This is a genomic window from Stappia sp. 28M-7 (genome assembly GCF_014252955.1).
Lineage (GTDB): Bacteria > Pseudomonadota > Alphaproteobacteria > Rhizobiales > Stappiaceae > Stappia.
In genome coordinates this window covers 3,236,709-3,251,899 of sequence record NZ_JACMIA010000001.1, presented here as the reverse complement: position 1 = coordinate 3,251,899, position 15,191 = coordinate 3,236,709, and the positions used below count along the sequence as shown (strand labels likewise).

General features: G+C 67.0%; 20 protein-coding genes. 7 read left to right on the top strand and 13 right to left on the bottom strand.

The window, feature by feature from the left end; genetic code table 11:
* Positions 1-22 precede the first annotated feature (22 nt).
* Positions 23-256, bottom strand: a complete 234-nt coding sequence (locus H7H34_RS14575) for a BolA family protein (RefSeq protein ID WP_067216905.1) — start codon at positions 254-256, stop codon at positions 23-25.
* A gap of 77 nt (positions 257-333) precedes the next feature.
* Positions 334-2,532: a phosphoribosylformylglycinamidine synthase subunit PurL gene (gene purL / locus H7H34_RS14570; protein WP_185925594.1), complete on the bottom strand. Its 2,199-nt coding sequence runs from the start codon at positions 2,530-2,532 to the stop codon at positions 334-336.
* Positions 2,533-2,720: 188 nt separating this feature from the next.
* Between purL and yegS the strand changes: the two genes are divergently transcribed.
* Entirely contained in the window at positions 2,721-3,620 is a 900-nt protein-coding gene (yegS, locus tag H7H34_RS14565; RefSeq protein ID WP_208996607.1) for a lipid kinase YegS, read from the top strand.
* Between the two features lie 9 nt (positions 3,621-3,629).
* Here yegS and H7H34_RS14560 read toward each other — a convergent pair whose 3' ends face one another.
* On the bottom strand, positions 3,630-4,169 hold the full coding sequence (locus H7H34_RS14560; RefSeq protein ID WP_185925593.1) for a peroxiredoxin-like family protein: 540 nt from the start codon (positions 4,167-4,169) through the stop codon (positions 3,630-3,632).
* A 116-nt stretch (positions 4,170-4,285) separates the two neighbouring features.
* On the opposite strand from H7H34_RS14560, the gene H7H34_RS14555 reads away from it, so the two are divergent.
* Positions 4,286-5,092 carry a helix-turn-helix transcriptional regulator gene (locus tag H7H34_RS14555; RefSeq protein ID WP_120267314.1) on the top strand — a complete coding sequence of 269 codons (807 nt, stop codon included), beginning with the start codon at positions 4,286-4,288 and terminating at the stop codon, positions 5,090-5,092.
* On the opposite strand, the gene H7H34_RS14550 is transcribed toward H7H34_RS14555, so the two are convergent.
* The 5 genes from H7H34_RS14550 to H7H34_RS14535 all read right to left on the bottom strand — a co-directional run bounded on the left by H7H34_RS14550 (position 5,062) and on the right by H7H34_RS14535 (position 7,162).
* Positions 5,062-5,322, bottom strand: coding sequence for a DUF2164 domain-containing protein (locus tag H7H34_RS14550; protein WP_185925592.1), 261 nt, complete (start codon positions 5,320-5,322; stop codon positions 5,062-5,064). The genes H7H34_RS14555 and H7H34_RS14550 overlap by 31 nt on opposite strands.
* A gap of 30 nt (positions 5,323-5,352) precedes the next feature.
* The gene (gene purQ / locus H7H34_RS14545; RefSeq protein ID WP_185925591.1) at positions 5,353-6,027 is read right to left on the bottom strand and encodes a phosphoribosylformylglycinamidine synthase subunit PurQ; all 675 of its coding nucleotides are present in this window, start codon (positions 6,025-6,027) and stop codon (positions 5,353-5,355) included.
* A gap of 38 nt (positions 6,028-6,065) precedes the next feature.
* Positions 6,066-6,173 (bottom strand): phosphoribosylformylglycinamidine synthase-associated small membrane protein, encoded by a 108-nt coding sequence (locus tag H7H34_RS23465; protein ID WP_199680979.1) that lies wholly within the window; start codon positions 6,171-6,173, stop codon positions 6,066-6,068.
* Positions 6,174-6,216: 43 nt separating this feature from the next.
* On the bottom strand, positions 6,217-6,456 hold the full coding sequence (purS, locus tag H7H34_RS14540; RefSeq protein WP_067216885.1) for a phosphoribosylformylglycinamidine synthase subunit PurS: 240 nt from the start codon (positions 6,454-6,456) through the stop codon (positions 6,217-6,219).
* Between the two features lie 157 nt (positions 6,457-6,613).
* Positions 6,614-7,162, bottom strand: a complete 549-nt coding sequence (locus H7H34_RS14535) for a hypothetical protein (RefSeq protein ID WP_185925590.1) — start codon at positions 7,160-7,162, stop codon at positions 6,614-6,616.
* A gap of 174 nt (positions 7,163-7,336) precedes the next feature.
* Here H7H34_RS14535 and H7H34_RS14530 point away from each other — a divergent pair, with 174 nt between their 5' ends.
* Positions 7,337-8,101 carry an SDR family oxidoreductase gene (locus tag H7H34_RS14530; RefSeq protein ID WP_185925589.1) on the top strand — a complete coding sequence of 255 codons (765 nt, stop codon included), beginning with the start codon at positions 7,337-7,339 and terminating at the stop codon, positions 8,099-8,101.
* Positions 8,102-8,210: 109 nt separating this feature from the next.
* Here H7H34_RS14530 and purC read toward each other — a convergent pair whose 3' ends face one another.
* A complete protein-coding gene (gene purC / locus H7H34_RS14525) occupies positions 8,211-9,008 on the bottom strand; it encodes a phosphoribosylaminoimidazolesuccinocarboxamide synthase (RefSeq protein WP_067216881.1) in 798 nt (265 codons plus the stop codon).
* A 396-nt stretch (positions 9,009-9,404) separates the two neighbouring features.
* On the opposite strand from purC, the gene H7H34_RS14520 reads away from it, so the two are divergent.
* The 3 genes from H7H34_RS14520 to H7H34_RS14510 all read left to right on the top strand — a co-directional run bounded on the left by H7H34_RS14520 (position 9,405) and on the right by H7H34_RS14510 (position 11,085).
* Entirely contained in the window at positions 9,405-9,728 is a 324-nt protein-coding gene (locus H7H34_RS14520; RefSeq protein WP_120267319.1) for a DUF1476 domain-containing protein, read from the top strand.
* 147 nt (positions 9,729-9,875) lie between these two features.
* Positions 9,876-10,646, top strand: a complete 771-nt coding sequence (locus H7H34_RS14515; protein ID WP_185925588.1) for an HpcH/HpaI aldolase family protein — start codon at positions 9,876-9,878, stop codon at positions 10,644-10,646.
* Positions 10,647-10,869: 223 nt separating this feature from the next.
* Positions 10,870-11,085, top strand: a complete 216-nt coding sequence (locus H7H34_RS14510; RefSeq protein ID WP_097173516.1) for a hypothetical protein — start codon at positions 10,870-10,872, stop codon at positions 11,083-11,085.
* A gap of 30 nt (positions 11,086-11,115) precedes the next feature.
* Here H7H34_RS14510 and H7H34_RS14505 read toward each other — a convergent pair whose 3' ends face one another.
* Positions 11,116-11,793, bottom strand: a complete 678-nt coding sequence (locus H7H34_RS14505; RefSeq protein ID WP_120267321.1) for a hypothetical protein — start codon at positions 11,791-11,793, stop codon at positions 11,116-11,118.
* Positions 11,794-12,169: 376 nt separating this feature from the next.
* Here H7H34_RS14505 and H7H34_RS14500 point away from each other — a divergent pair, with 376 nt between their 5' ends.
* The gene (locus H7H34_RS14500) at positions 12,170-12,490 is read left to right on the top strand and encodes a hypothetical protein (RefSeq protein WP_147421808.1); all 321 of its coding nucleotides are present in this window, start codon (positions 12,170-12,172) and stop codon (positions 12,488-12,490) included.
* Between the two features lie 6 nt (positions 12,491-12,496).
* On the opposite strand, the gene H7H34_RS14495 is transcribed toward H7H34_RS14500, so the two are convergent.
* From H7H34_RS14495 to purB, 3 genes are read right to left on the bottom strand one after another with little or no spacing between them, the layout of a single operon-like run.
* Complete coding sequence (locus H7H34_RS14495) at positions 12,497-13,057, bottom strand: RBBP9/YdeN family alpha/beta hydrolase (RefSeq protein ID WP_185925587.1); 561 nt, start codon at positions 13,055-13,057, stop codon at positions 12,497-12,499.
* A gap of 36 nt (positions 13,058-13,093) precedes the next feature.
* Positions 13,094-13,846 (bottom strand): metallophosphoesterase family protein, encoded by a 753-nt coding sequence (locus tag H7H34_RS14490; RefSeq protein WP_185925586.1) that lies wholly within the window; start codon positions 13,844-13,846, stop codon positions 13,094-13,096.
* A gap of 5 nt (positions 13,847-13,851) precedes the next feature.
* Entirely contained in the window at positions 13,852-15,180 is a 1,329-nt protein-coding gene (gene purB, locus H7H34_RS14485; RefSeq protein ID WP_120267325.1) for an adenylosuccinate lyase, read from the bottom strand.
* Between the last annotated feature and the right edge of the window lie 11 nt (positions 15,181-15,191).

Below are 15,191 nucleotides of genomic sequence, written 5' to 3'. Positions count from 1 at the left end.
ATGCCCGGTGTCCTGTTGCGGATTACTCGGGAGCGCTGGTCTGCAGGGCGAGCGCGTGCAGCTCCCCGCCCATGTTGCCCTTGAGCGCCTGGTAGACCATCTGGTGTTGCTGGACCCGCGTCTTGCCCTGGAATGCCGAGGAGATCACCACCGCGGCGTAATGGTCGCCGTCACCGGCAAGATCGCGGATTTCGACCTGCGCATCGGGCAAGGCTTCCTTGATGAGAGCCTCGATCTCGCGCGCCTGCATTGCCATGCGTTCCGTCCTTCCCTCTCCGGGGCGGCCTATGCCGGCGGCCCGCCCCGATACCCTCAAAGTTCGAGGACGGGCGCTCAGGCGCCCGTCATGTAGTGCGGGAACCAAGTCTCGTGGGTCTCGCGCAGCTTTGCAACGGATATGGTGAGAATGTCCTCAACCGTCAAATCGCTGCCCTCGACCTGGCCGATCTCGACGATCTCGAGCCCCGCGTCGAGCGCATCCTCCAGCACCGAGGCGGCCTCATCGGTGTTGAAGGTCAGCACGTAGCGGCCCTGGTCCTCGCCGAAGAGCGCGGCATGGGCCGGGGCGGGCACCTTGACCCGCGCACCCTTGTCGCCCGCCATGGCCATCTCGGCCAGCGCCACGGCAAGACCGCCGGAGGAGATGTCGTGGACGGCGGTGACGCGCCCGGCGCGGATCAGATCGCGCACGAAGTCGCCGCGGCGGCGCTCGGCGGCAAGGTCCACCGTGGGCGGCGCACCTTCCTCGCGGCCCAGGATGTCGCGCAGATAGGCGCTCTGGCCCAGATGCGTGCCATGGCCGCCGATCACCGCGACCACGTCGCCCTCGTTGGCAAAGGCGGCGGCCGCGCGGCGGGAAAGGTCCGGCAGAAGGCCGACGCCGCCGATGGCCGGGGTCGGCAGGATTCCCTCGCCGCTGGTCTCGTTGTAGAGCGAGACGTTGCCCGAGACGATCGGGAAGTCGAGTTCGCGGCAGGCTTCGCCGATGCCCTTGATGGCCCCGACCAGCTGACCCATGATCTCGGGCCGCTCCGGATTGCCGAAGTTCAGGTTGTCGGTCGCGGCCAGCGGCTCGGCGCCGACGGCCGTCAGGTTGCGCCAGCATTCGGCGATGGCCTGCTTGCCGCCCTCGAAGGGATCCGCCTCCACGTAGCGCGGGGTCACGTCGACGGTGAAGGCCAGCGCCTTGCCCTCGGTGCCGACGCGGATGATGCCGGCATCGCCTCCCGGGGAGGCAAGCGTGTTGCCCTGCACCAGGGTGTCGTACTGCTCGTAGACCCAGCGGCGCGAGGCGCCGTTGGCATTGCCGATCAGCGTCAGGAGGGCGGCGGCATAGTCGTCCGGCTCGGCAATGACGCTGGCGGCCAGCACCTCGCGCTTGGGGCTTTCGACCCACGGACGGTCGTATTCCGGCGCCTCGTCGCCCAGCTCCTTGATCGGCAGGTCGGCGACGGTCTCGCCCTGGTGGTTGACGATGAAGCGCAGCGTGTCGGTGGTGATGCCGACGATGGCGAAGTCCAGCCCCCACTTGCGGAAGATGGCCTTGGCCTCGTCTTCCTTCTCGGGCTTGAGCACCATGAGCATGCGCTCCTGGCTCTCCGACAGCATCATCTCGTAGGCGGTCATGCGCTCCTCGCGCACCGGCACCGCGTCGAGATCCAGCGTGATGCCGAGATTGCCCTTGGCGCCCATTTCCACGGCCGAGCAGGTCAGGCCGGCGGCGCCCATGTCCTGGATTGCGACGACCGCGCCGGTCGTCATCAGCTCCAGGCAGGCTTCCAGCAGGCACTTCTCGGTGAAGGGATCGCCGACCTGCACGGTCGGGCGCTTCTCCTCGATCGTCTCGTCGAACTCGGCTGAGGCCATGGTGGCGCCGCCGACGCCGTCGCGGCCCGTCTTGGCACCGAGATAGACGACCGGCAGGCCGACGCCCTCGGCCTTGGACAGGAAGATGCCGTCCGCGCGGGCGATGCCGGCGGCAAAGGCGTTGACCAGGCAGTTGCCGTTGTAGCGGGCGTGGAACTCGACCTCGCCGCCGACCGTTGGGACACCGAAGGAGTTGCCGTAGCCGCCAACGCCCGCGACGACGCCGGAGACCAGGTGCTTCGTGCGCGGATGCTCGGGCGCGCCGAAGCGCAGCGCGTTCATCGCCGCCACGGGCCGCGCGCCCATGGTGAAGACGTCGCGCAGGATGCCGCCGACGCCGGTCGCAGCGCCCTGGTAGGGCTCGATGTAGGAGGGGTGGTTATGGCTTTCCATCTTGAAGACCACGACCTCGCCGTCGCCGATGTCGACCACGCCGGCATTCTCGCCCGGGCCCTGGATGACGCGGGGTCCGGTGGTCGGCAGGGTCTTGAGCCACTTTTTCGACGACTTGTAGGAACAGTGCTCGTTCCACATGGCCGAGAAGATGCCGAGCTCGGTAAATGTCGGCTCCCGCCCGATCAGCGCCAGAATGCGATCGTACTCGTCCGGCTTGAGGCCGTGGGCCTCGACGAGCTCGGGAGTGATGGCGATGTCGTTGGGGATCATGGGGGCCTGCAACCTCGAAAGCGGAAGATGCCGCCCGTTTAGCAAACCGGAGGGACAAAGGGAATTGTAGACATGCCTCTTCCGCGTTCCCATCTATCCACAAGGCGCGCTTTATGCTCCCCATCGTCGGCCATCCGCTTCCTTCCGCCGCAGCCCCTGCCTCTGCCACACCAGAACGGACCATCCGCATGCGTCGTCTCCTGCTGATCCTGAACGGCAAGTCCTCCCAGCGCGAGGACGTGCGCGAGGCCGTGGAGCGGCTGCGCACCGAAGGGCACGAGGTCCGTGTCCAGGTGACCTATGACGGGGACGACGCGACGCAGTTCGCGCAGGAGGCCGTGCGGCGCGATCCGGGCGAGCGGCCTCAGGTGATCGTCGCCGGCGGCGGCGACGGCACGGTGAACCAGGTGGTCGCGGCGGCGCTGGAGGCCGATCCCGCCACCGACTGCGCCTTCGGCGTGTTGCCGCTGGGCACGGCCAACGACTTTGCCACCGGCCTCGGCCTGCCGGTCCACGATCTCGTCGCCGCGCTGAACCTGTGCGCCACCGGAACGCCGCAGCCCATCGATGTCGGGCGCATCAACGGGCGGGTCTTCGTCAATGTGGCGAGCGGAGGCTCGGTCACGCGTATCACCCGCGAGACCGATCCGCGCGCCAAGCGCCTGCTCGGCGGGGCCGCCTATCTCATCGCCGGTGCCAGCCGGCTCGGCGAGCTGACGCCGATGCACGCCACCTTCAATGCCGACGGATTTTCCTGGGAGGGCGACTTCATCGCCATGGCCATCGGCAACGGCCGGCTGGCCGGCGGCGGCGTGCCGCTTTGCGCCGATGCGCGTATCGACGATGGCCGCCTCGACCTGACGCTGTTTCCCCAGCCCGAGGCGGAGCACCTGGTGACACTCCTGTCCGGCCTGCTGCGCGAGGCCGACAGCCAGTTCGACGGCTATGCCCGCAAGGCGAGCTTCACCCGGCTGACCATCGAGGCTGAGGAGGATCTGGCCATCAACCTCGACGGAGAGCCGATGTCGGCAAGCCGGCTCGAGGTTGCCGTCGAGCCGGGAGCCTTGCGCTTCATCACCGGGCAGTAAGGCCCGGCGTCAGACTGCGCCGGTGTATTCGCCGCGCGCCGGATAGTCGTTCTTGCGCACGAAATCGAGTGCGCCGACCATCTCCTGGAAATGAGGGCGCACGAAGGGCATCGTCTGCACAGAGGCGAAGTAGAGCGTGCCGTCAGTCCGCACCAGGAACACGCCCGGCTCGGAGAAGAGCTCCGGCTCCTCGATGCCGATGGACGTCGTGCCGCGCCCGGCCGACGTGTAGAGCCCCCAGTCGCGGGCGACCTGCAGCGGCAGGCCGTAGCCGATGCGCAGGGCCTGCGCCCCGATCTTCTCTGCCATCGCCTCTGCCCGCTCCCTGTCGTCGGAGGACAGGGCCAGCGTCGTCACGCCGCGCTCGGCAAAGGCCGGCGTCAGGCGCTCCAGCTCTTTCAGGTAGGTGGCGCAGATCGGACAGTGCAGGCCGCGATAGAAGACGACGAGCGTCGCGAAGTCCGGGGCCTCGGCGGCAAGGTCGAAACGGCCGTGGGAGAGCGTCTCCAGCGCGAGAGCGGGAACCTGCTGGCGGGGAATCAGGGACATGGGCGTCCTTTCGAAACTTTGCTTGGCGGGCGGTCGTCGCCGGCCATCCTTGTTGGCCTGTGCAAGATAATGTATGAAAGGAAAAGTTCAGTCCGCTTTTCATGATCGAGAGTTCAATGAACGATGCCAGCATGCCGCAAGGGCGCGTCGACCGGCTGTCGGCCCTGATCGACCGGTTCCGCATTTCCGCCTGCGTGCTGGGCAGTGCCTTGCCGCCGGGCGAGCCGGCGCATCTGCTGCTGACGGGGGACGAGACCCTCGACGAGAACGAGCCGCTGGTGCTGCGGCGGCTGGTGTTCCGTGTCGACGGTACGCGAGAGGGCTGCCGGCTGCAGGGGCGCCTCGCGGTCGCCGCGCGGGTCGATCTCGGAGGACCGGGTTCGCCGCTTGCGACCGCGCTGCCGGAGGAGGTCTGCATCGATCTTACCGAGGCCCCGGCGCTGGCGGCGGTTGCCGCCGTGCTGCACGAGGAGGTGACCAGCCCGCGCTGCGGCGGCAAAGCCATCGTCGACCGTTTGTGCGAGATCGTGGTGATCCGCTTCCTGCGTCATGCCATCGAGACCGGCCAGGCGCGGGACGGGTTGATCGCCGGGCTCGGCCATCCGCAGATCATGCTGGCGCTGGTCGCCATGCACGAGGCGCCGGAGCGGCGCTGGCGGCTGGAGGAGCTGGCGGGGATCTGCGGCATGTCGCGCACCGCCTTCGCCACCGGCTTCCGGCGGACGGTCGGCCAGACGCCGGGCGCCTATCTGCAGGCCTGGCGGCTGTGCCTTGCACGGCAGGAGATTGCGCGGGGAGGAGTGTTGAAGAGCGTTGCCGGCCGCGTCGGGTTTTCCAGTGCCTCGGCCTTTAGCCGGGCCTATTCGCGGCAGTTCGGCCAGCCGCCCAGCGATCACGCCCGGGCGGGCTTTTCCAGCGCGTAGACCGCGTCCGTCGCCTCTTCCAGGCGGGCAGAGATGGCCGCCTGGGCATCGAAGAGGCCGCGATTGTAGAAGGCGTTGCCGATCTCGGCGGCGATGAAGTCGAGGAAGGCCTCGGTCTCCAGCATGCCGGCCTCGGCGCCGAGTTCGTCGCGCAGATAGTCGCGCAGCCGGCGGGCGAGTTCCGCCTTTTCCTCAGCCTTGAAGGGAGACCCGGAGGCGGAACGGCTCATCGGTTGTCTCCCTGTCTCGACGCTTTCGCATCAGGCGGTGGCGAAGGCCCCGCAGATGCTCTCGAAGAAGGCGCGCCCGTCGGTGCTCGCCTGCTGCGCGTCGACGTAGTTTTCCGGGTGCGGCATCATGCCGAGCACGTTGCCCGCTTCGTTGGCGATGCCGGCGATATCGTTGATCGAGCCGTTCGGGTTGGTGCCGTTGGCATAACGGAAGGCGACGCGATTCTCGCCCTCCAGCCGCGCGATGGTCTCGGCATCCGCGAAATAGTTGCCGTCGTGATGGGCGACGGGGCAGCGCCAAGTCTCGCCCTTGCGCATGCCGGCGGTGAAGCGGTTGGCCATGGAGGCGGTCTCCAGCTGCACTTCGCGGCAGACGAAGGTGAGGCCCGCATTGCGCATCAGGGCGCCGGGCAGCAGGCCTGCCTCGGTCAGCATCTGGAAGCCGTTGCACACGCCGAGCACCATGCCGCCGCGGGCGGCGAAGGCGCGGATCGCATCCATCACCGGCGCGCGGGCCGCGATGGCGCCGGAGCGCAGGTAGTCGCCGTAGGAAAAGCCGCCCGGCAGCACGACCAGATCGACGTCCGGCAGGCTGGTATCGGCATGCCACACGGCTTCGGGCTTGCGGCCGGAGACCAGCTCCAGCGCATGCATCATGTCGCGCTCGCGATTCGAGCCGGGGAAGGTGACGACGGCGGACTTCATGGCGGGAGGGCTCCCTTTCGGATCACACCAGGATCGGTTCACACCAGGAACAGCGCGGCGGCGAGCGCCAGCGCGGCCGGCAGGGCGATGAAGACCGCTGCCTTGATCAACAGGAAACGCAGGACCCTGGCACTGTCTTCGTCCATGCCGGCCTCCCGCGTCTCGCTGCCCGCGTTGCGGGCGATCCCGTCAGAGGATCTCGATGTCGTAGTTCTCGATCACCGTGTTGGCGAGCAGCTTCTCGCACATGGCGGCGAGATCGGCGCGCGCGGCGTCTGCGTCGCGGCCGCTGATCTCCAGATCGAAGACCTTGCCCTGGCGCACGCTGTCGACGCCGGCGAAGCCGAGCGCGGCAAGGCCACCCTCGATCGCCTTGCCCTGCGGGTCGAGGACGCCGGATTTCAGGGTAACGGTCACGCGTGCTTTCATCGGGGGATGTCTCCGCAAGTCGGCGCCGGCGCGCGTTGGCGTCCGCCGGCTGGGCAGTTGGCCCGCTTCTAGCGCGACGACGCCCCCGATGAAAGCCCTTTTGCGACGCGCGGCCAACCGCCGCGCGCCAGGAGGTCCGGTATCGCGGCGTGCGGGGTTACTGGACGCGCTGGATGGTCGTCTGGGCGAAGAAGCGGGCGAGGTTGCGCTTGGCGGTGCCCGGCGAGGTCGCAGCAGATGTCACCACAATTCCGCGGTCTCGCTGAATCACATTGCGGACGGCGAGATAGAGCTTCTTGCCATTCCTGTCCCGAAGCGTGACCAGATTTTCGAAGCCCGAATAGGTGGGGGTGGTGATCTTGCGTGTCGAGGATGCGTTGACCTGCTTGCGGGATGCCACCTTCAGAACATCGAAGAGCTCGTCCACAAGGGCAGTGCTGATGATGTTCCGCTTGATCGCTTCCTCGACATTGCCCCTCTGGCGGGTGGGCGAGATGACCACCAACTGGGGGGTGCTGCAAGTCGGACGTGCGCAGAAATAGGCCGTAGCGTTGCCGTCGCGTTGCGTCTTCCAGCCCGCCGGCGGGAAGTCGGTCTTCAGCGCTCCGGATTTCAACCCGCTAGTCTGGCATGCGGCGAGCATCAGGCCCGCGAAAAGGACGAGTACAATCTTCTGCCAGGAGCTCCCGGCCGACATAACCTTCATTGCAATTTCCCCAGCCCGTTTCAATACGCAGGCAGATTAAGGGCCTCAGCCGAGGGTTGCAACGCGGGTGTGCGCCTGGCCGGCAGAAAAGCCTGACCGCAATCTCTAATCGGGTGTCGTGGCCCTCGTTCCCCGCCTACCAAGCCTGCCATTGCAACGGCGATGGAGGGTTTCATGCCGATACTGGAAGACAAGGTCGCGATCATCACCGGAGCGAGCTCCGGGCTGGGAGCTGCGACAGCACGGCTCTTCGCCGCGGAAGGCTGTGCCGTCGTTCTCGGCGCGCGGCGCCGGGGCGAGCTGGAGGAGGTTGCCGGGGAGATCGAGCGGGCAGGCGGCCGGGCGGCGGTTCTAGCCGGCGACGTGCAGGAGGAGGACTACGCCAGGGCGCTGGTCGATCTGGCGAAGGATCGCTTCGGCGGGCTCGACATCGCCTTCAACAATGCGGGCATGATCGGCCCCATGGCGCCGGCGCCGTCCCTGTCGCTCGCCGACTGGAACACGGTGCTCGCCACCAACCTGACCAGCGGGTTCCTCGGGGCGAAATACCAGATCCCGGCCATGGAGGAGCGTGGCGGCGGCTCGCTGATCTTCACGTCCACGTTTGTCGGCCATACGGCCGGCCTGCCGGGCATGGCGGCCTACGGCGCCAGCAAGGCCGGGCTCGTCGGCCTGACCAAGGTGCTGGCGGCCGAGGTCGGCGCGAAGGGGATCCGGGTCAACGCGATCCTGCCCGGCGGCATCGACACGCCGATGGGGCGCGAGGCCGCTTCGACGCCGGAGGCGCTGGCCTTCGTGGAGAGCCTGCATGCGCTCAAGCGCATCTCTTCGCCTGAGGAGGTCGCCGGGACCGCGCTCTACCTCGCCTCGCCGGCCTCCAGCTTCACCACCGGCACGGCGATGCTGGTCGACGGCGGCGTCTCGATCAACCGCACCTGACCTTGCGCGCAAGGCTTCCCCGAAAAGCCGAAAGCCCCGGCCGTTTCCGGTCGGGGCTTTCCTTGTCTTGTGCGTGCGAGGCGCGCGGCGATCTTACTTGACGAGCAGCTTACTTGACGAGCACCGGACCTGTGCCGTTCGGCCGGTCGTTGTCGTTGAGGATGCCGAGGCGCCGGGCCACTTCCTGGTAGGCTTCCAGCATACCGCCGAGGTCGCGGCGGAAGCGGTCCTTGTCCATCTTCTCGTTGGACTGGATGTCCCACAGGCGGCAGCTGTCCGGCGAGATCTCGTCGGCGACGACGATGCGCATCATGTCGCCTTCCCACAGGCGGCCGCACTCGATCTTGAAGTCGACGAGACGGATGCCGACGCCCAGGAACAGGCCGGTCAGGAAGTCGTTGACGCGGATGGCCAGCGCCATGATGTCGTCCATCTCCTGGGGCGTGCACCATCCGAAGGCGGTGATGTGCTCCTCGGAGACCATCGGGTCGTCGAGCGCGTCGTTCTTGTAATAGAACTCGATGATCGACCGCGGCAGCTGCGTGCCTTCCTCGATGCCGAGGCGCTTGGACAGCGAGCCGGCGGCGACGTTGCGCACAACCACTTCCAGCGGGATGATCTCGACCTCGCGGATGAGCTGCTCGCGCATGTTCATCCGGCGAATGAAGTGGGTCGGGATACCGATCGCGTTGAGATGGTTGAAGATGTACTCGGAGATCCGGTTGTTCAGGACCCCCTTGCCATCGACAATCTCATGCTTCTTGGCGTTGAAGGCAGTTGCATCATCCTTGAAGTGCTGGATGAGCGTACCGGGTTCCGGGCCCTCATAGAGGATCTTGCCCTTGCCCTCGTAAATGCGCCGGCGGCGGTTCATAGGCACGTACCGTGTTTGAGAAAGAAAATCCATACTGGCGGAGACGCTCCGGTTGACTGCGGTCCCATGCCCTTTGTCGGACAATGTCTCGTTCGGCCGTGGCCGGGGTCGGGACGGTCATCGGAAGGGCGCGAGAACGGCAGATGCGCTTTCGGCCCCCCGCTCGATGGCGCGGAACCTACACGATCGCCCCGTAAAGTACAATGAAGCCGCTGAAGAGATTTTACGCGGTCCCGGCGACCGGGCAGGGTGTCCTGCGGCCCGCTCGCGGGGCGATGTCTGGACGAGCGGGAGCGGTGCGACCGATACGCGTTGATTTGGTGGGTCGCGAAGGATATGCAAGGGCTCATCGGATCCCCATATGATGGCGGCACCGCAATCGATTTCAGCGCCTGAGGGCGCCACCGCTAGAAGGCAGGAGACTGACGCATGAGCACCTTCGACCGTCGCGAGGAGGCCTTTGAATCCAAGTTCGCCCACGACGAGGAGCTGCGCTTCAAGGCGGTGGCCCGTCGCAACAAGCTGCTGGGCCTGTGGGCGGCCGAGAAGCTCGGCCTCGATGCCGACAAGGCCCAGGACTACGCGAAGGAAGTGGTCCGCGCCGATTTCGAGGAGCCGGGCGAGGAAGACGTGTTCCGCAAGATCCGCAAGGATTTCACCGACGCGGGCGTCGACCAGTCGGACCATCAGATCCGCCGGACCATGGACGAGCTGCTGCATCAGGCGGTCGAGCAGATCCAGAACGAAGGCTGAGACACCCGAGGGGGCAGCGCAGGTGCGCTGCCCCTTTCGCGTTCAGCCCCCGCAAGACACGAGCAGGTTCGCGCCAGGGTGCGGACCGCTGCCCGCCGGGCCCGGTTTCAAGGCCCTTCCCACCCCGCCATTTCGGAAAACCCCGCCATGACCGTTACCAAGCCCTCCCTTGCCGCCCGGCTTCGCGCCGACGAGACCGTCATCACCGCTTGGTCGACCATGGCCGTGCCGGTTCTGGCGGAGCTGCTGGGCCGCGCGGGGTATGGCGCGGTGACGCTCGACATGCAGCACGGCGCCCATGACATCGCCTCGATCCGCGAGGGCATCGCGGCTGCGCGCCTCGGCGGTGCCCATGCGGTCGTGCGTCCGCCGGTCGACGATTTCGCCACCGTCAGCCGCGCCTTCGATCTGGGCGCCGAAGCGGTGATCATGCCGATGGTCAATACGGTGGAAGATGCGCTGGCGCTGGTCGGGGCGAGCAAGTTTCCGCCCGTCGGAGTGCGCAGCTGGGGCCCGCATCGCGCGGCCATGCTGCAGGGCCTGACGCCGGCCGAGTATCTTGCCTCGGCCAACCAGGAGACGGTGGCCCTCGCCATGATCGAGACGCCGGCCGCTCTGGATGCCCTCGACGAGATCCTGGCGGTGGAAGGCCTCGACGGCGTCTTCATCGGCCCGGGCGACATGTCGCTGACCCTGTCGGAAGGGCGCGAGCTTAACCCCAGCAGCGAGAAGGTCCAGACCATCGCCGCCGACGTGGCAAAGCGTGCGCGCGTCGCCGGCAAGTTCGCCGGCATCTTCTGCAACAACGCGGCGGATGCGAAGTCGGCGCGCCAGATGGGCTTCCGCTTCATCTCCCACGGCATCGAGATGTCGATGCTGCTGGAAATGGCCAAGGCCAGGCTCGCCGAGCTGGACTGACGGTCTCCCGTTCCGGAATTTCTTCGATGCGCCGCCCGGTCACCTGCCGGGCGGCGTTTTCATGCGTGGAATCCCTGATGGGCAATCTCCCCAATGGGCAAACCCCCATGAGGTCGGGTGTCGCATTATCCCCGGCGGACCGGGCACTAGGATGGCAGATGGTGACGGGGCAGCGAGCTTGAGGGAAAGACGCGCCCCCGACCCTTGATCGGGAGTGTCTGTCATGTGGAAGCTAGCTGCCGTCCTCTTCATCGTCATCGGTCCGACCCTGGCCGGCGCCTTCGCGCTGGTGCCGATGACCTTTTACGGCATCAACGCCTTCGAGCCGTGGCTGCTGGCCGTGTTCGCCGGCGTCGGCGTGCTGCTGGCCGTGCCGGTGGCCTTGCTGGTCGCCCGGCGGCTCGTCGCTATGATGGGGCCGCGGCCGCGCGCCTTGTAAGGGCGCGCGGGAAAGGGGCGGGCGAGCGCGTCAGGCGCGGCCGATATAGCTCTTGAGGTCGTTCTGCAGGTTGTCGAGCGGCGGCTTGCCGTTCTTCAGCAACGGCTTTTTCGCCGGCGCGCAGCCGGGGGAATAGGGCTTGGCCGCATCGCGCGGCAGCGGCTTCAGGACCTTCGCGGTCGCAAGGCCGAACACGTCGCCGCGCTTGGTGTCGAGCGTGAAGAATTTCTGGTTGTGGAAGCTGCCGCACTGGAAGCCGGCGGGCGCGTCCTTCATCGTCGGGTTGTAGGTGCCGGGGCCGTAGTCGTAGCAGACCTGCAGCATGTCCTTGCTGTCGTCCAGCTTCCAGCGCCCTTCCAGGATGCGGGGATTGCCGGGATACCAGAGCCAGGAGCGACCGTCCGCCGAGGTGTAGGAGATCTGCGTGCCGTGGCCGGGCATGTAGGAGACGCTGGTGCGGTCGGCCATCAACTCCGGTGCATCTGCTTCCGTGTAGCGCGTCACGCCGCGCAGCCGGTCCTTTTCCACGATGGCGCGCGCCGCCGGTGAATCGTTCTCGGTATTGCCGCAGGTGCTCTTCCGGTCGTCGATAGCGGTTCGGATTTCCCGGTATCTCGCCTTGGCTTCGGGATCGGGACCGTCGCAGGCGGTCAGTGCCGTCAGTGCGACCAGAAGTGTTGCTTGGAAGATGGACCTGTCGCAATTCATGAAAAACCCCTGTCGAAAGATCTGTTGCATGTCGGGTTGGCGCCCGGCGTTGCACAGGCAAGCGCACTACCGAAAATGTCCGAGCAGGGTCCGTATTGTCGCGACAGCGCCACCCGTCCGGCTTGTGCATCCTTTATCATCGTGTATTGAAAGTAGCGTTTGGGTGTCAACGATTGCGGGCTACTGCCGAAAGAATTGTTGGCGGATCAATCCACTTGGGGGCGTTGTGAGATCTCTTTTTGTTTTGTTTCTCTCGGTTTTTCTGGCGTCTTGCGTCAACAGGACATCGCTCGACAAGTTCGATGAAGCCATAGGTTCAGCAAACTATCTCTCGGGCGTCTGGGGCGGTCGGGTCACGGACGAACGGATGCTGGCCTTGAGCGATATCTACCGGCGCTCGCTCGAATGCTGGCTGGCCGATCCCGCTTTCAATCCTCAGGGACTGGTCATGGGAAAATCCGACAGTTGGCGGCGTTACTACTGGACCTATCTGGACTACCCGGACAAGCCGGGCTCCGAAGCGGTCAAGGTCCAGTACGGCGCATCGTCGCGCACCCCGGGGCCGAGATTCGAGGTAACCGCCATCGGGCCCGAGAGGTGGGGCCCGACGATGAAGGCGATCAAGGCCTATCACTTCGATGATCGCATCATTCTGTGCGACGGGTCCGAAATCAACGGTTTCACGTTGAGACGGTGAGCGCCCTCACAGGTCCTTCATCAGGTAGGCGAAGGACATCAGGCCTTCCGGCCAGGGGCCGTGGCCGCTTTCCAGGTTGATGTGGCCGGCATCGCCCGCATCCTGGAAATGCGCGCCCCAGTCCCGCGCCATCTGCTCGGCCACGTCATAGGCGCAATAGGGATCGGTGCGGCTGGCCACCACCCTGGCGCGGAAGGGCAGGGGCCCCTTCGGCACAGCGCGAAACTGGGCGGCGTCGAAGGCGGGCTTCGGCTCGGCGCGGTTCAGGTCCGTCGGCGCCACCAGGAAGGCGGCCTTGATCTTGTCCGTGTCGAGCCCGTGGCCATGGGCGGCATGGACCGCGGTGATCGAGCCGAGCGAATGGCCGACCAGCACCACCGGGCGCTCCGCGGCGGCGACCGCCTCCTTCAAGGCGTCGATCCACTCCTTCAGCACGGGCTGGAACCAGTTGCGCTGGGCGACGATGCGCGCCGTCGGCATCTTCTCGCACCAGCGGTGCATCCAGTGGCCGGCCGGCGTGTCGCCGTAGCCGGGCAGCAGCAGGATGTCGGTCTCGGCAATCTTCATGGGGCAGTGCTCTCTCGTCGGTCTCGCGGGGGATGTCTACGCCAGCGGCCCGTAAAAGCCCGTGCGAAGCGGCCGGGCCCAGTCGGGGCGGCCGTTGCGCTCGGCCTCGCGGGCGGCGCTCTCCCAGTCGTACATGATGCTCTTCATCTCGAAGCGCCAGCCCTCGGGACGGCGTTCGACCATCGCATAGCGGGCGTGGGGACTTCCCGTCTCGACCCGGTGGGGCGTCGGCGCCTCGTCCGCATAGCCCGGCAGGCCGACGCTGCCCGGATTGAGCACCGTGCGGCCGCAGGCGGCAAGGTGCACCAGCCGGGGAATGTGGGTGTGGCCGCAGCAGACCAGCCCGGCGGCCGTCTCGCCGAGACGGGCGGCGATGTCCTGTTCCGCGGCGAGGCGAGTGCTCTCGCCCGCGACCTCTTCCGTCAGGTAGACGTCGTCGCGTGTCGGCGTGCCGTGGCACAGCAGGACGGCGCCGCCATCCAGCTCCAGCGTTGCGGGTAGCGCCCGCAGCCAGGCGAGGCTTTCGGCGGACAGATCGTTCTGGGTGAAGTGGTCGGTGCGATTCGCCGGCGATACGTTGCCGGCCGCGACCACACGGTCGTGATTGCCGCGTACGGTCGGCCAGCCGAGGCTGCGCAGGATTGTCGCGGTCCGCTCCGGCCAGAGCGGACCGGACAGGCAATCGCCGAGATTGACGACCTCGTCCGGAGCCTCGCGCTCGAGGTCGGCAACGACCGCCTCGAGCGCTTCGGCATTTCCGTGGATGTCGGCAAGCACGGCGATGCGCATTGCCGTCAGGCCTTGCCGAACACCCGGTCGAAGATCGTGCCGACGGCCTTGGTGTGGTAGCCGAGGTCGAAGCGCGAGCGGATCTCCTCTTCCGACAGGGCGGCGCGCACATCGGCGTCGTTCAGCAGCTCCTCCAGGAAGTCGACATCGGCGCTGCCGTCCTTCTGGTAGCTGTCCCAGACCTTCATGGCGTTGCGCTGGACCAGGCGATAGGCGTCCTCGCGCGAGGTGCCGGCCTGGGTCAGCGCCAGCAGGATGCGCTGCGAGTGCACCAGGCCGCCGAGGCGGTTCATGTTGGCCAGCATGCGCTCGGGATAGACCATCAGCTTGTCGATGACGTTGGTCAGGCGCGCCAGCGCGAAGTCGAGCGTCACGGTGGCGTCCGGGCCGATCATCCGCTCGACCGAGGAGTGCGAGATATCGCGCTCGTGCCACAGGGCGACGTTCTCCATCGCCGGCATCGCGTAGGCGCGGACCATGCGGGCAAGACCGGTCAGGTTCTCGGTCAGCACCGGGTTGCGCTTGTGCGGCATGGCGCTGGAGCCCTTCTGGCCCGGCGAGAAGTACTCTTCCGCCTCCAGCACCTCGGTGCGCTGCAGGTGGCGGATTTCGGTCGCCACGCGCTCGATCGAGGAGGCGATGACGCCCAGCGTCGCGAAGAACATGGCGTGGCGGTCGCGCGGGATCACCTGGGTGGAGACCGGCTCGACGGCAAGGCCCATCGCCTTGGCGACATGTTCCTCGATGCGCGGATCGATATTGGCGAAGGTGCCGACGGCGCCGGAAATGGCGCAGGTGGCGACCTCGGCGCGGGCGGCGATCAGGCGCGTGCGGCAGCGGTCGAACTCGGCATAGGCCTCGGCCATCTTCAGGCCGAAGGTCACCGGCTCGGCGTGGATGCCGTGCGAGCGGCCGATGCAGACCGTGTCCTTGTGCTCGAAGGCGCGGCGCTTGAGAGCGGCCAGCAGCGCGTCGATATCGGCCAGCAGCAGGTCGGCGGCACGGGCCAGCTGCACGTTGAGGCAGGTGTCCAGCACGTCGGACGAGGTCATGCCCTGGTGCACGAAGCGGGCGTCGGGTCCGACGATCTCGGCCAGATGCGTCAGGAAGGCGATGACGTCGTGCTTGGTCTCGCGCTCGATCTCGTCGATGCGGGCGACATCGAAGGTGGCGGCGCCGCCCTTCTCCCAGATCGTGCGGGCGGCTTCCTTGGGGATCACGCCGATCTCGGCGAGCGCGTCGCAGGCATGGGCCTCGATCTCGAACCAGATGCGGAACTTCGTCTCGGGAGACCAGATGGCGACCATTTCGGGCCGCGAATAGCGCGGGATCATGCGGGTGTCCT

What these genes read in the sequence shown, in the direction of transcription:
- purB (WP_120267325.1), bottom strand. Translation starts at nt 15,180, where the DNA reads ATGATCCCGCGCTATTCGCGGCCCGAAATGGTCGCCATCTGGTCTCCC.
- H7H34_RS14535 (WP_185925590.1), bottom strand. Translation starts at nt 7,162, where the DNA reads ATGAAGGTTATGTCGGCCGGGAGCTCCTGGCAGAAGATTGTACTCGTC.
- H7H34_RS14530 (WP_185925589.1), top strand. Translation starts at nt 7,337, where the DNA reads ATGCCGATACTGGAAGACAAGGTCGCGATCATCACCGGAGCGAGCTCC.
- H7H34_RS14495 (WP_185925587.1), bottom strand. Translation starts at nt 13,057, where the DNA reads ATGAAGATTGCCGAGACCGACATCCTGCTGCTGCCCGGCTACGGCGAC.
- H7H34_RS14490 (WP_185925586.1), bottom strand. Translation starts at nt 13,846, where the DNA reads ATGCGCATCGCCGTGCTTGCCGACATCCACGGAAATGCCGAAGCGCTC.
- H7H34_RS14550 (WP_185925592.1), bottom strand. Translation starts at nt 5,322, where the DNA reads ATGAGCCGTTCCGCCTCCGGGTCTCCCTTCAAGGCTGAGGAAAAGGCG.
- H7H34_RS14515 (WP_185925588.1), top strand. Translation starts at nt 9,876, where the DNA reads ATGACCGTTACCAAGCCCTCCCTTGCCGCCCGGCTTCGCGCCGACGAG.
- H7H34_RS14555 (WP_120267314.1), top strand. Translation starts at nt 4,286, where the DNA reads ATGAACGATGCCAGCATGCCGCAAGGGCGCGTCGACCGGCTGTCGGCC.
- purQ (WP_185925591.1), bottom strand. Translation starts at nt 6,027, where the DNA reads ATGAAGTCCGCCGTCGTCACCTTCCCCGGCTCGAATCGCGAGCGCGAC.
- H7H34_RS14520 (WP_120267319.1), top strand. Translation starts at nt 9,405, where the DNA reads ATGAGCACCTTCGACCGTCGCGAGGAGGCCTTTGAATCCAAGTTCGCC.
- H7H34_RS23465 (WP_199680979.1), bottom strand. Translation starts at nt 6,173, where the DNA reads ATGGACGAAGACAGTGCCAGGGTCCTGCGTTTCCTGTTGATCAAGGCA.
- H7H34_RS14510 (WP_097173516.1), top strand. Translation starts at nt 10,870, where the DNA reads ATGTGGAAGCTAGCTGCCGTCCTCTTCATCGTCATCGGTCCGACCCTG.
- H7H34_RS14575 (WP_067216905.1), bottom strand. Translation starts at nt 256, where the DNA reads ATGGCAATGCAGGCGCGCGAGATCGAGGCTCTCATCAAGGAAGCCTTG.
- purL (WP_185925594.1), bottom strand. Translation starts at nt 2,532, where the DNA reads ATGATCCCCAACGACATCGCCATCACTCCCGAGCTCGTCGAGGCCCAC.
- purC (WP_067216881.1), bottom strand. Translation starts at nt 9,008, where the DNA reads ATGGATTTTCTTTCTCAAACACGGTACGTGCCTATGAACCGCCGCCGG.
- yegS (WP_208996607.1), top strand. Translation starts at nt 2,721, where the DNA reads ATGCGTCGTCTCCTGCTGATCCTGAACGGCAAGTCCTCCCAGCGCGAG.
- purS (WP_067216885.1), bottom strand. Translation starts at nt 6,456, where the DNA reads ATGAAAGCACGCGTGACCGTTACCCTGAAATCCGGCGTCCTCGACCCG.
- H7H34_RS14505 (WP_120267321.1), bottom strand. Translation starts at nt 11,793, where the DNA reads ATGAATTGCGACAGGTCCATCTTCCAAGCAACACTTCTGGTCGCACTG.
- H7H34_RS14560 (WP_185925593.1), bottom strand. Translation starts at nt 4,169, where the DNA reads ATGTCCCTGATTCCCCGCCAGCAGGTTCCCGCTCTCGCGCTGGAGACG.